Here is a 15,758-nt window from a genome sequence, read left to right as displayed (position 1 = left end):
ACGCCGCTGGGGCGGTTTTGCGTAAGTCCTATAGAAATCGTAACAATAATCAACTAGTGCAGCAAAGAAATGTACCTCTAGGCAACCAAACCTGCTAAGTGCCAATTTTTGTCACATCTATGGTAAATAAATGTCAATGTAATGCTTTTCATCTTAGAAACTGTTTGTAAAGCGTCAAATTTAAGTATCACGCCTACTACCGCAAGTTTTGTGCCCTCTTGTTGCATCGACGTTGCAACTACGCGTGCCGTTATAATGCAATGCATCACCACAGAAAGTCCCCAAGCGCATGACACATCAAGTTCCAGATTCAAATCCCAACAATTCCGCCCAACCTCCCGAATCACAGCGTCGTCGCATGCCGCTGGTATTGAGGCTATTTTTGAGCTTTTTCGGCTTGCTTACAGGTTTGGTGGCGATTGCCGCGTTGACGTTCGGATTGATGCTGGCGATGGCCTGGCCCAACCTTCCAGCGCTCGACTCACTGACGGACTACCGCCCTAAAATTCCACTGCGCATTTTTTCCGCAGATGGCGTTCTGATCGGTGAGTTTGGCGAAGAGCGGCGCAACCTGGTGCGCATCCAGGACATCCCCGATGTTGTCAAGAAAGCTGTTCTCGCCATTGAGGACGACCGCTTTTATCAGCACGGCGGCGTTGACTATCAAGGCATCGTGCGCGCCACGTTATCTAATTTGACAGGCGGTGGCGGCGGAGCAAGTACCATCACGCAACAAGTTGCGCGGAATTTTTTCCTCACTAGCAATGAGCCGACATTTCTGCAAAAAGCTTCACGTAAATTTCTCTACGAAATACCGCTAGCGTGGAAAATTGAACAGAATTTAACCAAGGATCAAATTCTTGAGGTCTACATGAACCAGATTTATCTGGGACAACGCTCCTATGGATTTGCCTCAGCTGCGCAGGTTTATTTTGGCAAAAAATTGCAAGAGCTGAGCATTGCCGAGGCCGCCATGTTGGCCGGTTTACCTAAAGCCCCATCGGCCAATAATCCTGTCGTGAATCCTAAACGTGCCCAAGCGCGTCAACAGTATATTTTGTTGCGCATGCTGCAATTGGGTTACATCACACAGGCGCAATATGATGAGGCCAAAAATGAGCCTCTGCGCCTGAAAACCGGTGCGACCGAATTTGGTATTCATGCTGAATACGTCTCCGAAATGGCGCGTCAAATGGTCTACGAACAATTCAAAGATGCGACGTATACACGCGGCCTCAATGTGTTCACCACCATCACTAAGGCCGATCAGGATGCCGCCTACTTTGCTTTGCGACGCGGCGTCATGAATTACGACAAACGGCGCGGTTATCGCGGCCCTGAAGGCTATATGACCTTCCCGGATGGCCCCAAAGAAGCGATCGAAGCGGCCATCGAAGTCGAGCTGGCCGACCATCCGGACAGCGATGATATCGTCGCCGCCGTGGTCCTCGACGCCAGTCCCAAAAGTGTGCGCGCAGTACTTTCTTCCGGCGAGGAAATCACCATCACCGGCACCGGCCTGAGCATCGCCACCAACTTACTCAGCGATAAAGCGCCGCCACAGCGCAAAGTCAAACCCGGCGCGATCATTCGTGTAATACAAAGCGAAAAGAACTGGAGCATCACGCAAATGCCAGCGGTTGAATCGGCCTTGATATCGACGTCCACCAGTGACGGCGCGATTCGGGCATTAGTTGGCGGATTTGACTTTAACCGCAATAAATTCAATCACGTCACGCAAGCATGGCGTCAGCCGGGCTCTGCTTTCAAGCCGTTTATTTATTCAGCCTCCCTTGAAAAAGGCCTGTCCCCGGCAACCATCATCAACGATGCACCGATCAGTTTTGGCGGCGGCCTGACCGGCGGCCAGGTCTGGCAACCCAAAAACTACGGGAATAAATATGAAGGCCCGATGACCATGCGCCGAGGATTGATGAAATCTAAAAACATGGTATCGGTGCGTATCCTCGATAAAATCGGCGCGCAGTACGGGCAAGAGTTCACCACCCGCTTCGGTTTCGATTCTGAGAAAAATCCCCCTTATTTGACCTTAGCGCTTGGCGCTGGCGCAGTCACACCTTTACAACTGGCAGCCGGTTTTGCGGTATTCGCCAACGGCGGCTTTAAAACCAGCCCGTATCTGATTAGCAAAATTCTCGATGCCAATGGCGTGGTACTCGCTGAAGCACACCCAGCCAAAGCGGGCGACGAAGCAAACCGCGTCATCGATGCACGGAATGCTTTTTTAATGGATAGCATGTTGAAAGATGTCGTGCGTGCCGGTACGGGTGTCAAAGCGATGGCGCTCAAACGGACCGATCTGGCAGGCAAGACCGGTACTACTAATGATTCGATGGATGCCTGGTTTGCCGGTTATCAACCGACTTTAGTCGCCGTTACCTGGATGGGTTTCGATCAGCCGAAAAATATGGGCGATCGCGAGACTGGCGGCGGCTTAGCACTACCGATCTGGATCGACTATATGGAAAAAGCCTTGAAGGGGCTACCAACTGTGGAACGCGAAGTTCCAGAGGGTTTATTGCATAGCGGCACTGAATATTATTACGCCGAATATCCACCCGGCACGGGAATACAAAGTATTGGCGGCGGCAGCGCTGATGCGCTTGGTAAGGAAGACAAGACGCGCGATGAGGTCAAAAATCAACTTTTTTAGTCACAATAGACGGAAGTAACCGCACAATATTGAGAATATACCGCCGGGTATATTCTCAATCAGAGTGAGTCGCTTCGCCTGGGAGCCTGTCGAACTTAAGGCCGCAATTGCAAAGTAGTGCCTCCCTGCTCACTGACCATCGCCGATAACGCGGCAAAAAACTCGGAACCATCTCGTGTATTACGCCATGCATCGCCTTGCAACTTATAATGAAAACCGCCGGATTTGGCAGCAATCCATAACTCTTGCATCGGTGCCTGGCTGTTGACGATAATTTTCGAGCCATTGTCGATGAATTCAATTTCCAAAACGTTGCCTCTCCGACTACACTCAACATCTACCTCGTCGGCGTCGCAGGCCCGCTCTAATGCTGCTTCAAGCGCACCCAAAGTAGCCTCTGCCGCCACCAGGAATTCTGATTCTGTCATGCTAAACTCCAATCCATTCCATTTCGTTAAACTTAGTCAAACTTACACTGCGATTCTAATCCGTGAAACCATCATTTGATTTGCCCCGCGTAGCAATTATCGGTAGCGCGCTTGCATTCTCGCTCTTGCTGAGCGCCTGCGGTCAAAAAGGACCGCTTTACATGCCAAAAATACCGCCATTGGCGACGACACCGGCCGTATCCGGCACCGACACATCCAAGAAACCAGAAACACCCGCAGTGCCGCCCGTCCCGACACCCTCCTCTACGCAATAACCCACTTTCTCTAAGCAATTTTCTTATGTCCTATTTTTCGTATCAAAACGGTACTCTGCAAGCAGAAGACACGCCTCTGTCCACCATTGCCCAGCAATTCGGCACGCCGACTTATGTGTACTCTAAAGCGGCACTGGTGGATCACTTTTCTGCCTACGCCAACGCCTGCTCAGCCGGAGGGCGGGATTCGGCCGACACGCTGGTCTGCTATTCGGTCAAATCCAATTCCAACCTTGCCGTATTACAAGTGCTCAATCAACTGGGTTCCGGTTTTGACATTGTGTCCGGCGGAGAATTATTGCGTGTGTTGGCCGCTGGCGGCGATCCGCGCAAGGTAATTTTTTCCGGCGTCGGCAAAACCGTTGATGAAATGCGCCTCGCGTTATCGCACGACATTTTGTGCTTTAACGTCGAATCGATTCCTGAACTGCATCGCCTCAACCAGGTTGCCAGCGAGATGGGAAAACGTGCCGCGATTTCATTACGCGTTAATCCGAATGTTGATGCCAAAACCCATCCCTACATTTCCACCGGACTCAAAGACAACAAATTCGGCGTGGCTTATGAAGACGCGCTGGCGTGTTATCGCACCGCTGCTGCGCTGCCGAATATTGACGTTACTGGCATTGACTGCCACATCGGCTCGCAATTATTGGACGACGCCCCATTGCTAGAGGCGCTCGACAAACTCATTGAGCTCATCGACCAATTATCCAGCGAAGATATCCATTTGCACCATTTGGATATTGGTGGCGGTATCGGCATTACCTACGATGACGAAAAACCGGTCGCGGTCAGTGCCTATCTGGAAAAATTATTCGCCCGCATCGATCACTGGCGTGCAGAAAAATATCAAGGCCTGCCAATGAAAGTGTTGTTTGAACCCGGTCGCTCGGTCGTCGGCAATGCTGGTATTTTGCTCACCGAGATTCAATACCTCAAACACGGTGCGAGCAAAAATTTTGCCGTAGTCGATGCAGCAATGAATGACTTGATGCGCCCCGCAATGTACCAAGCCTGGCATGGCATCCAAACCGTTACCGAGCAGAACCCCAACGCCAGCAGCCATACCTACGATGTCGTCGGACCGATTTGCGAGTCGGGAGATTGGCTGGCACGGGAACGCGCGTTAGCCGTCGAGCAAGGCGACTTGCTGGCATTCCAATCTGCCGGTGCATATGGCATGACGATGGCGTCCAATTACAACACCCGTGGACGTGCGGCTGAAGTCATGGTGGATGGTGATCGCGTACATCTCATCCGCAAGCGTGAAGAGCCGCGTGACTTGTTTTCTCTGGAATCGTTACTGCCTTAACCACAGAAAAAATTTCGGATACTGAATATGCAAATCGGCACGGTAGAAACACTGTGTCGATTTGCATTTGATCCAGAAATCTACAGACTGATATGACCCAACCTTTTTAAGACGTCACTTGCCGCTTTTGCGGCACACCCGCCTGACGACCTCGCGCACTACGTTTTTGCTTAACATACCAATACACCCGTAATAGCAGCAGCACCGCCACTATCGTGCCAAACACGATCGGTTTTTCAAAGTTGTGCTTACCGGCACGCATCCACCAGAAATGCAAAATTCCCAGCATCGCAATGCCATACACCGTGCGGTGCAGCCATTGCCAGCGCTTGCCGCCGAGGCGTTTGATCATGCCGTTAGTACTCGTCACAGCCAGTGGAATGAGCAACACAAAGGCAATAAAGCCTACCGTAATAAACGGCCGTTTGTAGACGTCTTTAAGCATTGCTGCGACATCAAAAAAATGATCGAACCAGAGGAAAGTGGTGAAATGCGACGCCGCATAAAAGAACGCAAACAGCCCAAGCATGCGGCGTAATTTGACTAGCCAATTCCAACTCGTCAAGCGTCTTAATGGCGTCACGGCTAACGTGATGCACAAGAAATACAGGGTCCAGTCGCCGGTACTGCGCGTGATGAATTCAATCGGATTGGCGCCGAGTTGATCTGTAAACGCAAACACCACCAATCGCACAAAAGGAAGCAGCGCCAGCACAAACAGCGCCGCCTTCAGAATCCGGAATTGCTTCGGGCTGGGATTGATCATCTTTCGCTTTCGGTCATCAGTAAAACTTCTTTAAATCCATGCCGGTATATAACGATGCGACGTCGTTATAGCCGTTAAACATCAAGGTCTTACGTTTCTTGGTGAAAAACCCATCTTCACCGATACGGCGCTCCGTGGCCTGCGACCAACGCGGGTGATCGACGTTGGGATTAACGTTGGAATAAAAGCCGTATTCGTTTGGCGCGGTCAAACTCCAGGCGGTCTTCGGTTGCTCTTTCAAGAAACGAATTCTGACAATCGACTTGGCCGATTTAAAGCCATATTTCCAAGGCAACACCATCCGTACCGGCGCGCCATTCTGGTTGGGCAGGACTTCGCCATACATACCGAAAGTTAGCAACGCCAACGGGTGCATCGCTTCATCCATGCGCAGGCCTTCAACGTAGGGCCATTCGAGCACTGGACTACTCAGACCGGGCATTTGTTTTTTGTCGGCAAGGGTCGTGAATTCGATATATTTAGCGTTACTGTTTGGCTCAACTTTTTTGATTAATGCCGATAACGAATAGCCGATCCACGGAATCACCATCGACCAGCCTTCCACGCACCGCAAGCGATAAATCCGCTCTTCCAGCGGGGCCAGTTTCATCAACGCGTCGAGATCAAGCGTCATCGGTTTTTTGATTTCACCTTCGATCGATACGCTCCAGGGCTTGGTTTTTAGCGTACCCGCGTTTTGTGCAGGGTCCGACTTATCGGTTCCGAATTCATAGTAATTATTGTAAGTCGTCGCGTCTTTATAGGGCGTCGCCTTATCCATCACAACGTAGGCGTTATTGGCCTTGGCGACCAGTTTTTGCGCCCCCGAACTCTGTGCGAAAGCTTGCTGCGAGGCCAGCTCCAGAATCGACCCGGTCGCCATCGAACCCACCGCCAGCTGACGAATAAAGCTGCGACGGGACTCAAACACGGCGCGCGGTGTGATTTCGGATGCTTCAGGAATATCTATGACATTTTGGCTACGGCGGATCAACATGTGAATCTCCTGTGAAGATCGGTAAGGCGATATGTCTAAAGGCTACTTAGAAGATGGATGGCTGTTGGTCGGTGGACGTAGCAGATCCTTACAACACTATAGTGTTATACGCAAAAAATGGTGCGGCAGATGCAGATGGATCTCGCGGGAGGATTACAAACCAGGACTACTGAAGTGATGATGCAACTCTGATAACCGAGTAATCACTGTTGCTTCCGATGGCATGCCCGGCTCGACAGCGCCGACTTGCAACGCAAACACGCGCATCCCGGCAGCAACGCCCGCCTGTGCGCCGGGAACGCTGTCTTCGACGACAACGCAACGCGAGGGAGTAGCGCCCATATGTTCGGCTGCGTGTAAAAATAATCCTGGTTCCGGTTTCCACACGCCCAGTTCATAAGCACTAAAAATACGTTGCTCAAAATAGGGTAATAATCCGGTAATGCCGAGGCACAATTCGATTTTTTCGCGGGGGCCATTTGAGGCCAGACAGAATGGAATGTTGAGAGACTGCAACAACTCCAGCGCCCCTTCTATCGGCTGCAAGCGCTGCTCGAATAAAACCGCGGTGCGTTCCCGCACCATCGACTCAAACGACGCTGGCACGACGGCACCGCTGAGTTCTTCGATGACGGCAATCCAGTCAGCCATCTTGCCGCCCTTGAAACGTTCAAGGACTTCAGCCGCAGTAAACGCCACACCAAATTCGCCAGCCGCCGTGGCAATTGCTTCGGCAGCCAGCAACTCGCTATCAACCAGCGTACCGTCTGAGTCAAAAATGATCAGGTCGATATCTGCGTGCTTAGAAATCATTAGAAGTCATCCGATTACAGCTCGCCGTAAGAATGCAAACCAGACAGGAACATATTGACGCCAAGGAAAGCAAAGGTCGTCACCAGCAGACCGATCAACGCCCACCATGCGGCAACCCGACCACGCAGGCCCTTCATCAAGCGCATATGCAACCAGGAGGCGTAGTTGAGCCAGACGATCAGCGCCCAGGTTTCCTTCGGATCCCATGACCAGTAACCGCCCCAGGCATCCGCAGCCCACAACGCCCCCAGAATCGTCGCAATGGTAAAAAATGTGAAGCCGACCGCAATCGCCTTGTACATCACATCGTCGAGCAGTTCCAAGGTAGGCAGGCGATCCACCAGATAGCCATGCGATTTCAGCAGATACGCCATCGCCACCATGGCCGACATAGAAAAGGTGCCATAACCGATGAAATTGGCTGGTACGTGAATTTTCATCCACCAGCTCTGTAATGCCGGGACCAAAGGTTGGATTTCAGCAGCATCGCGTGCGACGGTGTACCACAGCAAAAAACCGACCGCAGCGGAAATCACGAGCATGACAAATGCACCGAGCTGGCGCGTGTTGTAGCGTTGTTCGTAATACAAATAGAACAGTGCAGTAATGAGGCTAAATAAAATGAACACTTCGTACAGATTCGAAATAGGGATATGGCCAACATCGGCACCGATTAAATACGACTCATACCAGCGCACCAGCATCCCGGTGAAGCCCAGTATGACGCCCGCCCAGCACAACTTGGAGCCGATCGAAGAGCCGAAGTCCGAGCGAGCGATCAAGCCAATCCAGTAAAAGAAGGTCGAGAGAAAAAACATCGTCCCCATCCACAGAATCGCGGATTGGCTGGAAAGAATATATTTGAGGAAAAATTTCTTGTTCGCCATATCCAGCACGCCGCCGTACATCGCGATCGCCGACAGTGCCAACACGGCCAGCAAGGGCATCAGCCAACGTACTGATTTCCAGTTCCAGCCGACTAAGGCGAAGGTCGGTGCGGCTAAGACCAGGACTACTTTTTCGTAGTAGTCCATATGTGCGCCGTAGCGATTTAAGGCAAATAGCGACCCGGCTACCAGCGCCAGAGCGAATAGCCAGTCCAACACCGACAGCCGCTTGAAAAAGCCGTCAGGTGGTGAATACGTTTGGGTCAATTCCATTGTTGTCTCCGTATCTTTCTTGGTACTACGCTTGCTGCATCAACTCTGCTACCGATAGCTTCAACTAGCTTCCGATTGCATCAATTGCGTTTTCATTACTTCAAATTCTTTTTCAAAGTCCAGCGTCTTGCGCTGGGTACTCATCGCCATCAATATATGCGACTGATCTTCAGTCTGAGCATCTGGCCGTATCCACACCCACAAGCGTCTTTCGCGTATGTAAAGCATGGAGAACACCCCAAGAACGAGGAATAAGCAGCCCAGATAGACGACCTTCTTGCCCGGCGAGCGCGTCACCTGGAATACCGAGGCCTTGATCTCGTCGAAACCGTTGAGCTGAAGATATACCGGTGCATTATAGAAGCTTGCGTCAGAGAGCGCATTGCTACTCAATTGTAGGAAGCGGCCGTGTTTTTCATCGGCTGGCATATCTTTCAAACCATCCTTTTCACGCGCAACTTGCCACAAATCCCACAGGCTGCCGTTGAGGATTTTCATGAAAATATCTGCAGCTTTTTCTTGCTGCTGGACGGGAACCTGCTCGAGGAATTTCGACACTGCCAGATAACCAGCCTGCTTACCATCGCCCGCAAACAACGACAAACCACGCAAGGCCGATTGTTGCAATTGCTCACGCAAGGTAGCGATCCCGGCCCGGCTCTCGGGTATTGCCCGCTGCGCATAGCGCTGTGCCGCAAGACTGCGCATTTCCGGGTTCATCAATGCCGAGCGTAAGCGCATCCATTCGTCTACCGAGTCATTTTCATCAGCCGGGATGCGCAGATAACGGAACGGCTCATCCGGCGTATCGCGCACACCGGCCAGAAACACATAATCCTCATCAACTTTCACAGGCTGCATGTAATTGCTGAATTCACGCGCTTGCCCGGTTTTGTCGCGCAGCTTGTATTGCACACTCGGACCGACGTTTTTCAAATCTTTGTTATTGGCATTTTTTGCCCCGGAACCCATATGTTTGCCGAGATCGTCAGACAATTTCTGGTGCAAACTTTTCGGCGTCGAGACGGCGCGCAAATCCTGCCCCTGCTGCACCATATTTTCTACGTTAAACGGGCGAAAACCAGTCCATTCAACCGTATATGCATTATTCGTATCAGTCGTCAGCGGCGTCGTTCCATTGACCTCACCGGCCAATGGAAAAGCGGTCCTGTTGACACCCGCCATTGGAAACGCGGTCAGCCTTAATTTACTGCCACCATCTTCAAAACTGGATTGATAAATGGCGACGCCTTTATAAATCAACGGCTCATTGACCTTGACGGTCGAAGTGATGGTCTCGCCTGTCAGGTTGTCGCGCAGAACGACGTCGCTGGCGAACAACTTAGGCATACCGGTACTGTAATAATCGATGACAAAGCGCTTGAGTTGCAGCGTGAATGGCAAATCCTGAATCAAGACGCCATTTTGTTGCGGAATGATGGCCGTACTACTGACCGATCCTTCAGGGATCAGCGTGTTGCCGCGAAATGTCGGGTTGTTGACACTTAATCGATGCTCCGGACCAATCTCCGCGATGATGCCGCTACCGCTGAACGGTGTTTTATGGAAGATTAATTTTTGCGCCCGAATCAGTAAGTCGGAGTCCAACAATCCACCAATACAAATAATCACAATCGCACTATGCGCAAATATATAGCCCCATTTGTTGGCTGCGCCTTGCTTGGCCGTGATCAGCACGGCATTTTCTTTTTGGACGACTTTTGTCTTGTAGCCCTTGGCGGCAATTCTGGCCAATAGCTGTTGCGTCAACGTTGCCGGCGCTACTGCGACGGTCCATTCCGCTTTGTGATGAAAATTGCGTAATGATTGCTCGCGGACATTTTCTTTCCAGCTGCGCATATCCTTTAGCATCTTCGGGCCGTTGCGGCTGATGCACAGTGACGTCGAGAGGACTAAAAATCCCATAATCAGCAAAAACCACCACGTCGAATAGACCGCGTATAAGCCGAGTTTTGCAAAAACATCAAACCAGAATGGTCCGAACTGGTTGACGTAGTTCGGCATCGGTTCATTTTGCTTGAGCACCGTACCGATGATGGAAGCGATCGCAATGAGGGTCAGCATGCTGATGGCAAACCGCATCGACGACACTAACTCGACCGATTCGGCCAGCCATCGATGTCTGGTCTTAAGCTCAATACCGCCGGTACGCGTCGGTTCGTGGGTGTCGGGCGTTGCTTTGTTACTGGTACTCATAAGCAATTTGCTCTTTAAAAGAAAAAGGGACGGCATGCGCCGCCCCCCGTATTCGCGAATTAACTATGTTGGATTACTTCAAACCAGCTATGTAGTCCGATACCGCCTTAATTTCATCATCCGACATACGTTTGGCGATGGTGATCATTTGCGGATTGTTTTTACGAATACCGCCACGGAAATTAGTTAATTCAGCAGTCGTGTAATCCTGATGCTGTCCGCCAATACGCGGGAATTCGTTCGGGATACCAGCGCCGGTAGGACCATGACAGGCGGCGCAAGCTGGAATGTTCTTTTCTGCGACACCTGCGCGATAGATTTTTTTGCCCATATCGAGCGTATCTTTATTCTTGGCGGCACCTGGCTTGGCTTTTTGCGCATCAAGATAAGCGGCGATGTTTTTCATTTCGTCATCGGTCAGCGCCTTCGCCATCATCGACATGATGGGATTGTTTCGATCCGGACCCTGAAAATCTTTGAGCTGCTTGTAGATATAGGCCGCATGCTGGCCGCCGAGCTTTGGGTTTTGGCTGATTGACGAAGCGCCGGCCGCACCATGGCAAGAAATACAGGCAACAATATTACGTGTAGCGTCGCCGTTAGTGAACAGTGCTTCGCCCTTTGCCAGATCAATCTTGGGCGCTGCCGGGGCATCTGCTGCACGAGCAAAAGACGAGAATGCCAGCATGGCAATAAACAAGGACTTTACAACGGAGAGAAACGCACGGTTCATTCAAACACCCTGAGACTTAATATTAAACTTGGGAATAAATTCTGCCCTGACGGCGACCAATTATTGCGGATTGTGCTGATTGTCCTGATTATTGCGGCTAATTAAGTCTCACTATCAATCTGACAAAACTCCATTGCATCTGTGCCGAGTTAGCCGCATTTGATTGATTTACGCAATGCCACAATGCACAACCCCTTATTGTACAATAGCTTTCCGGCATTTTCGCCGCATCTACCGCATTTTCTGCTCACTCCATGTCCCTACTCTGGCAAGCCCGTTTTTTTACTACGGTTAATCACCTCCGTGATTTGCCCACCCTCCAATGTCCTGAGATCGCCTTTGCCGGTCGCTCAAACGCAGGCAAATCTACCGCTATCAATTTGTTGTGCAATCAAAAGAAGCTCGCTTTTGCCTCCAAAACACCGGGACGTACGCAACACATCAATTACTTTTCGATCGGTGGCGCACAAGTCGGCCAACATCGCAAAGATGTCACCAAAGTCGATGAAATTCGCGCCATGCTGGTCGATTTGCCCGGCTATGGCTACGCGCAGGTATCAGGATCGGCCAAGTTGCACTGGCAAGAACTGCTGGGCGACTATGTCCGCCGTCGTGCGCAATTAGCAGCATTGGTACTGATTGTCGATTCGCGTCGGCCGTTTACAGACCTCGACGTGCAAATGATTGAGTGGTTTGCCCCTACCGGAAAACCTATTCATTGCATATTGAGCAAAGTTGACAAATTGAATCGCAACGAAGCGACTAATGCATTGCGTGAAGCCCATACTTTTCTAGGCAGTTACGTAGACGAAAATAACCAACCGCTACCATTCACCGCGCAGTTGTTTTCGGCGTTGAAGCGTACCGGCGTCGAGGAAGCCAATCAGCGTATTCTTGAGCTATCCGGACTAGTGGGCGGCAATAAGGATGCTGTAAGTGAGGAGTCTGGCGTTGATGTAACGGATGATCCAAACAACAAGAGCGATCAGAAATAAAAAAGCCCTGAAGAAAGGGGATTATCTTCAGGGCAAATGCCTTATCACTGAAAGCGATACGGCCCCGCTCAGGGAGGGAAGCGGGAGGTGAATAATGCACCTCTTGCTATGAGGCGACTAACCTTGAAAAGTTCAAGAGTTTTGGATTTTTTCCAACATTTTCTGTCCAGGCCAACTTCCTTCGCAATAAATATACGGCTCATTCAAACCTGCCCTCGTCACGCTTGTAAAAACCTACAAACGAATACGGTACACATGGTCGACTAGAAGATATAACGCCACTGGGATGTACGTAAGTTTCGTACCTCTCAGGAATCCCAACACTTCAGGATGAACAACACACTTGAAAACACTCGGAGCAGATATGCAAAACACGCCTAAATCGACCCAATTGGTTGCCCCTTTTCCAGCATTGCGGATGCGCCGTATGCGCAAAGATGCCTTTTCGCGCGCGATGATGCGTGAAAATACAATCACTGTGGCCGATCTGATTTATCCAGTATTTGTCGTCGAGGGCAGCAATCATCGTGAGAAGGTGGCCTCTATGCCCGGCGTTGAACGCCTCTCCATCGATCTTCTGTTAAATGTTGCGGAAGAGTGCGTGGAATTGGGCATTCCCGTCATTGCGTTGTTTCCCGTCATTAATCCTGCACTGAAAACCCCGGACGGTATTGAAGCAACCAATCCAGAAGGATTAATTCCGCGCGCTGTGCGGGCATTGAAATTGCGTTTCCCGGAGCTGGGAATTTTGACTGATGTGGCGCTCGATCCGTACACCAGTCACGGCCAGGATGGCGTCATCAATGCCGATGGCTACGTACTCAACGATGAGACCTGCGCACTGCTAGTGAAGCAGGCGCTCACTCAGGCCGATGCCGGCGTCGATATTGTGGCACCGTCAGACATGATGGATGGCCGCATTGGTGCCATTCGGACCGCGCTTGAGGCGCATCGACACATCCATACCCGTATCATGGCGTACTCAGCCAAATACGCCTCTGCATTTTATGGCCCGTTCCGTGATGCAGTCGGCTCGGCTGCGAATCTTGGTAAGAGCAGTAAGAATACGTATCAAATGGACCCGGCCAACAGCGACGAAGCACTGCGCGAAGTCGCGCTGGACTTGGCTGAAGGTGCCGATATGGTGATGGTCAAACCGGGTATGCCATATCTGGATATCGTGCGACGCGTTAAAGAAACCTTCAAAGTGCCGACCTTCGCCTATCAGGTCAGTGGTGAATACGCGATGATTAAAGCCGCAGCGCAAAATGGCTGGCTCGATCATGACAAAGCGATGATGGAAGCCATGATGGCTTTCAAACGTGCTGGTGCCGATGGCGTACTCACTTACTTCGCGCTCGATATTGCACGTCATTTGCACAAAAATTAATTGGCCTGAAAAATGCGGTGGATGTAGTCAAACTGGCCTGGCCAACATCCCCGTATTGCCCATTTAAGTCTCCCTCTCCTTCAGATACTTCAGACCATCCCACTTATGGATATTTTTTTAATTGGCGACAATCAGGTTACCCAGACTAACGAATTGCCCGGCGAAGTACCGTCTCAGGGATTCTTATGGATCGATATGACCCATGAAGAAGTTGCCGCTAATCCCGAAGGTTGGCGCGACATGATCGCCCGTGCTACTGGCACCCATATCTACGATCCGCATTTATTAGACGCCGTCAACCCGACTCATCCGTCGTATTTTGATTCGACACAAGACTACGGCATGGTTGTGTTTCGCAAACTATCCATTCATGACAATAACAACGGCGATACGTCAATAGCGCCTGAAATGACATCTGCGACCAGTTCTGTGGCGAAAAATAGTAAACGTAAAATACCCGCCGCATTGAGCAATCTAAGTACCCAGCCAATCACATTTTTCCTTTTGGACAATGCATTAGTAACGGTACATGAGCATCACAGTCGCACCATCAATGCGGCCCGAACCCGCCTGCTCGACTATGCCAACAAAACCAGTAAGCCGCTACACAACGGTCGGCTACCGGCGTCACCTGAAGACTTGATGCTGCGGCTACTCAATGCAATGGTCGACAAGTATCTGGAACTACGCCAGCCATTAACCTCGCAGCTTGATCGCTGGCAGCGGGCGCTGCTTGATCCGGCACGGCCGTTTAAGGATTGGATGTCCTTGCTTGATGCCCGCATTGAATTGCGTAAGCTCGAAAGTTTATGTGAAGAGCAGCACGATGCCATCCAGGAATTACGCGATTATTTCGTCGATATGCATAGTAATGACGATGGTGCCACCATGAGTCGTGCGCGTGATTTGCTGCTAGTGCGGATCAACGACGTCATGGAACACATTACCCGTGTGCTCAATCATGCCAACCGGCTGGAGTCCTCCATCGAATCAGCCGTGCAAATCCATTTCTCAGCCGTCTCACATCGCACCAATGAAGTGATGCGCACACTGACCGTTATCACGGCATTATTCATGCCGCTAACACTGATTACCGGTATTTTCGGGATGAATTTCGCTGTGATACCACTGCTGCAAAACAAGATGGGATTTTGGCTGACAATGATCAGCATGGTCTTGATTGTGGTCGGGATGCTGGCGTTCTTTCATCGTCGTCGCTATCTGGAAAGTCCGCCGGAACGGCACTAAAGATAGTTAAGATGCTATAAAAAAACCGTCTCAAACAACTGTGTTTGAGGCGGTTTTTAAATCAACAACATTATTTATCAGGCTGGGGCGTCAGACGCAAATAAGGCCGTATCGCCTTATACCCTTTGGGAAACTTCTGCCTAATTACGTCTTCATCTTGTAAAGAGGGGACAATTACCACGTCATCGCCATCTTTCCAGTTACCCGGCGTGGCAACCGAGTGACTATCGGTTAATTGCAATGAATCGATCACGCGCAAAATTTCATCAAAATTACGCCCCGTGCTGGCCGGATACGTAATCATCAGGCGCACTTTCTTGGCCGGATCAATTACAAACAAGGAACGTACCGTTGCCGTTTCACTGGCGTTTGGATGGATCAAATCATATAACAGCGACACCTTGCGATCCGCGTCCGCAATGATCGGAAAACCGACGACGGTGTTTTGCGTCTCATTGATATCCTTGATCCACTCCCGATGTTTGTCGGCCGGATCGACAGAGAGTGCAATGACTTTGACGCCACGCTGTTCAAACTGCGATTTTAACTTTGATGTCAGACCCAATTCGGTCGTACATACGGGTGTGAAGTCAGCCGGATGAGAAAAAAGCACGACCCAGGATGAACCAGCCCAATCGTAAAATTGTATCTTGCCGAGCGAGGAATCTTGCTCAAAGTCAGGTGCAATATCACCAAGACGTAAGGTCATTTCATTCTCCTTTAAATGCAGGACTTACGCAAAACTGC

At 50.7% G+C, this 15,758-nt stretch carries 14 protein-coding genes; 6 read left to right on the top strand and 8 right to left on the bottom strand.

The features are described 5' to 3' along the window. Nucleotides 1-358 precede the first annotated feature (358 nt). Entirely contained in the window at nt 359-2,674 is a 2,316-nt protein-coding gene (locus ACVBEF_RS08705) for a penicillin-binding protein 1A (RefSeq protein ID WP_447123559.1), read from the top strand. Between the two features lie 95 nt (nt 2,675-2,769). Here the strand turns inward: ACVBEF_RS08705 and cyaY are convergent, their stop codons facing one another. Further along, a complete protein-coding gene (gene cyaY / locus ACVBEF_RS08700; RefSeq protein WP_447123542.1) occupies nt 2,770-3,102 on the bottom strand; it encodes an iron donor protein CyaY in 333 nt (110 codons plus the stop codon). A 62-nt stretch (nt 3,103-3,164) separates the two neighbouring features. Here cyaY and lptM point away from each other — a divergent pair, with 62 nt between their 5' ends. Together lptM and lysA are read left to right on the top strand one after the other, a co-directional pair. Beyond that, complete coding sequence (lptM, locus tag ACVBEF_RS08695) at nt 3,165-3,377, top strand: LPS translocon maturation chaperone LptM (protein WP_447123541.1); 213 nt, start codon at nt 3,165-3,167, stop codon at nt 3,375-3,377. A 25-nt stretch (nt 3,378-3,402) separates the two neighbouring features. After that, the gene (gene lysA / locus ACVBEF_RS08690; RefSeq protein ID WP_447123540.1) at nt 3,403-4,692 is read left to right on the top strand and encodes a diaminopimelate decarboxylase; all 1,290 of its coding nucleotides are present in this window, start codon (nt 3,403-3,405) and stop codon (nt 4,690-4,692) included. Nucleotides 4,693-4,798: 106 nt separating this feature from the next. Here lysA and msrQ read toward each other — a convergent pair whose 3' ends face one another. From msrQ to ACVBEF_RS08660, 6 genes are all read right to left on the bottom strand, one after another. Further along, nucleotides 4,799-5,458, bottom strand: a complete 660-nt coding sequence (gene msrQ, locus ACVBEF_RS08685; protein ID WP_447123539.1) for a protein-methionine-sulfoxide reductase heme-binding subunit MsrQ — start codon at nt 5,456-5,458, stop codon at nt 4,799-4,801. Between the two features lie 16 nt (nt 5,459-5,474). Then, nucleotides 5,475-6,455 carry a protein-methionine-sulfoxide reductase catalytic subunit MsrP gene (gene msrP / locus ACVBEF_RS08680; RefSeq protein ID WP_447123538.1) on the bottom strand — a complete coding sequence of 327 codons (981 nt, stop codon included), beginning with the start codon at nt 6,453-6,455 and terminating at the stop codon, nt 5,475-5,477. A gap of 153 nt (nt 6,456-6,608) precedes the next feature. Next, nucleotides 6,609-7,268 (bottom strand): HAD-IA family hydrolase, encoded by a 660-nt coding sequence (locus ACVBEF_RS08675; RefSeq protein WP_447123537.1) that lies wholly within the window; start codon nt 7,266-7,268, stop codon nt 6,609-6,611. A gap of 14 nt (nt 7,269-7,282) precedes the next feature. Then, on the bottom strand, nt 7,283-8,428 hold the full coding sequence (gene ccsB, locus ACVBEF_RS08670; protein WP_447123536.1) for a c-type cytochrome biogenesis protein CcsB: 1,146 nt from the start codon (nt 8,426-8,428) through the stop codon (nt 7,283-7,285). Between the two features lie 60 nt (nt 8,429-8,488). Then, nucleotides 8,489-10,645 (bottom strand): cytochrome c biogenesis protein ResB, encoded by a 2,157-nt coding sequence (locus ACVBEF_RS08665; protein WP_447123535.1) that lies wholly within the window; start codon nt 10,643-10,645, stop codon nt 8,489-8,491. 73 nt (nt 10,646-10,718) lie between these two features. Beyond that, nucleotides 10,719-11,378 (bottom strand): c-type cytochrome, encoded by a 660-nt coding sequence (locus tag ACVBEF_RS08660; protein WP_447123534.1) that lies wholly within the window; start codon nt 11,376-11,378, stop codon nt 10,719-10,721. Between the two features lie 254 nt (nt 11,379-11,632). Here ACVBEF_RS08660 and yihA point away from each other — a divergent pair, with 254 nt between their 5' ends. From yihA to ACVBEF_RS08645, 3 genes are all read left to right on the top strand, one after another. Continuing rightward, nucleotides 11,633-12,373, top strand: coding sequence for a ribosome biogenesis GTP-binding protein YihA/YsxC (gene yihA, locus ACVBEF_RS08655; protein ID WP_447123533.1), 741 nt, complete (start codon nt 11,633-11,635; stop codon nt 12,371-12,373). Nucleotides 12,374-12,737: 364 nt separating this feature from the next. Then, nucleotides 12,738-13,763, top strand: coding sequence for a porphobilinogen synthase (gene hemB, locus ACVBEF_RS08650; RefSeq protein ID WP_447123532.1), 1,026 nt, complete (start codon nt 12,738-12,740; stop codon nt 13,761-13,763). Between the two features lie 105 nt (nt 13,764-13,868). Then, complete coding sequence (locus ACVBEF_RS08645) at nt 13,869-15,011, top strand: magnesium transporter CorA family protein (protein WP_447123531.1); 1,143 nt, start codon at nt 13,869-13,871, stop codon at nt 15,009-15,011. A gap of 70 nt (nt 15,012-15,081) precedes the next feature. Here ACVBEF_RS08645 and ACVBEF_RS08640 read toward each other — a convergent pair whose 3' ends face one another. Further along, nucleotides 15,082-15,720, bottom strand: coding sequence for a peroxiredoxin (locus ACVBEF_RS08640; protein ID WP_447123530.1), 639 nt, complete (start codon nt 15,718-15,720; stop codon nt 15,082-15,084). Nucleotides 15,721-15,758: the final 38 nt, after the last annotated feature.

It is taken from the genome of Glaciimonas sp. GG7 (assembly GCF_052976905.1).
This window is presented reverse-complemented; position numbering and strand designations above follow the sequence as displayed.

Coding starts and splice junctions, on each gene's coding strand:
- ACVBEF_RS08705 (WP_447123559.1), top strand. CDS start 359: ATGCCGCTGGTATTGAGGCTATTTTTGAGCTTTTTCGGCTTGCTTACA.
- ccsB (WP_447123536.1), bottom strand. CDS start 8,428: ATGGAATTGACCCAAACGTATTCACCACCTGACGGCTTTTTCAAGCGG.
- ACVBEF_RS08645 (WP_447123531.1), top strand. CDS start 13,869: ATGGATATTTTTTTAATTGGCGACAATCAGGTTACCCAGACTAACGAA.
- lysA (WP_447123540.1), top strand. CDS start 3,403: ATGTCCTATTTTTCGTATCAAAACGGTACTCTGCAAGCAGAAGACACG.
- ACVBEF_RS08640 (WP_447123530.1), bottom strand. CDS start 15,720: ATGACCTTACGTCTTGGTGATATTGCACCTGACTTTGAGCAAGATTCC.
- yihA (WP_447123533.1), top strand. CDS start 11,633: ATGTCCCTACTCTGGCAAGCCCGTTTTTTTACTACGGTTAATCACCTC.
- ACVBEF_RS08675 (WP_447123537.1), bottom strand. CDS start 7,268: ATGATTTCTAAGCACGCAGATATCGACCTGATCATTTTTGACTCAGAC.
- cyaY (WP_447123542.1), bottom strand. CDS start 3,102: ATGACAGAATCAGAATTCCTGGTGGCGGCAGAGGCTACTTTGGGTGCG.
- ACVBEF_RS08660 (WP_447123534.1), bottom strand. CDS start 11,378: ATGAACCGTGCGTTTCTCTCCGTTGTAAAGTCCTTGTTTATTGCCATG.
- hemB (WP_447123532.1), top strand. CDS start 12,738: ATGCAAAACACGCCTAAATCGACCCAATTGGTTGCCCCTTTTCCAGCA.
- msrQ (WP_447123539.1), bottom strand. CDS start 5,458: ATGATCAATCCCAGCCCGAAGCAATTCCGGATTCTGAAGGCGGCGCTG.
- msrP (WP_447123538.1), bottom strand. CDS start 6,455: ATGTTGATCCGCCGTAGCCAAAATGTCATAGATATTCCTGAAGCATCC.
- ACVBEF_RS08665 (WP_447123535.1), bottom strand. CDS start 10,645: ATGAGTACCAGTAACAAAGCAACGCCCGACACCCACGAACCGACGCGT.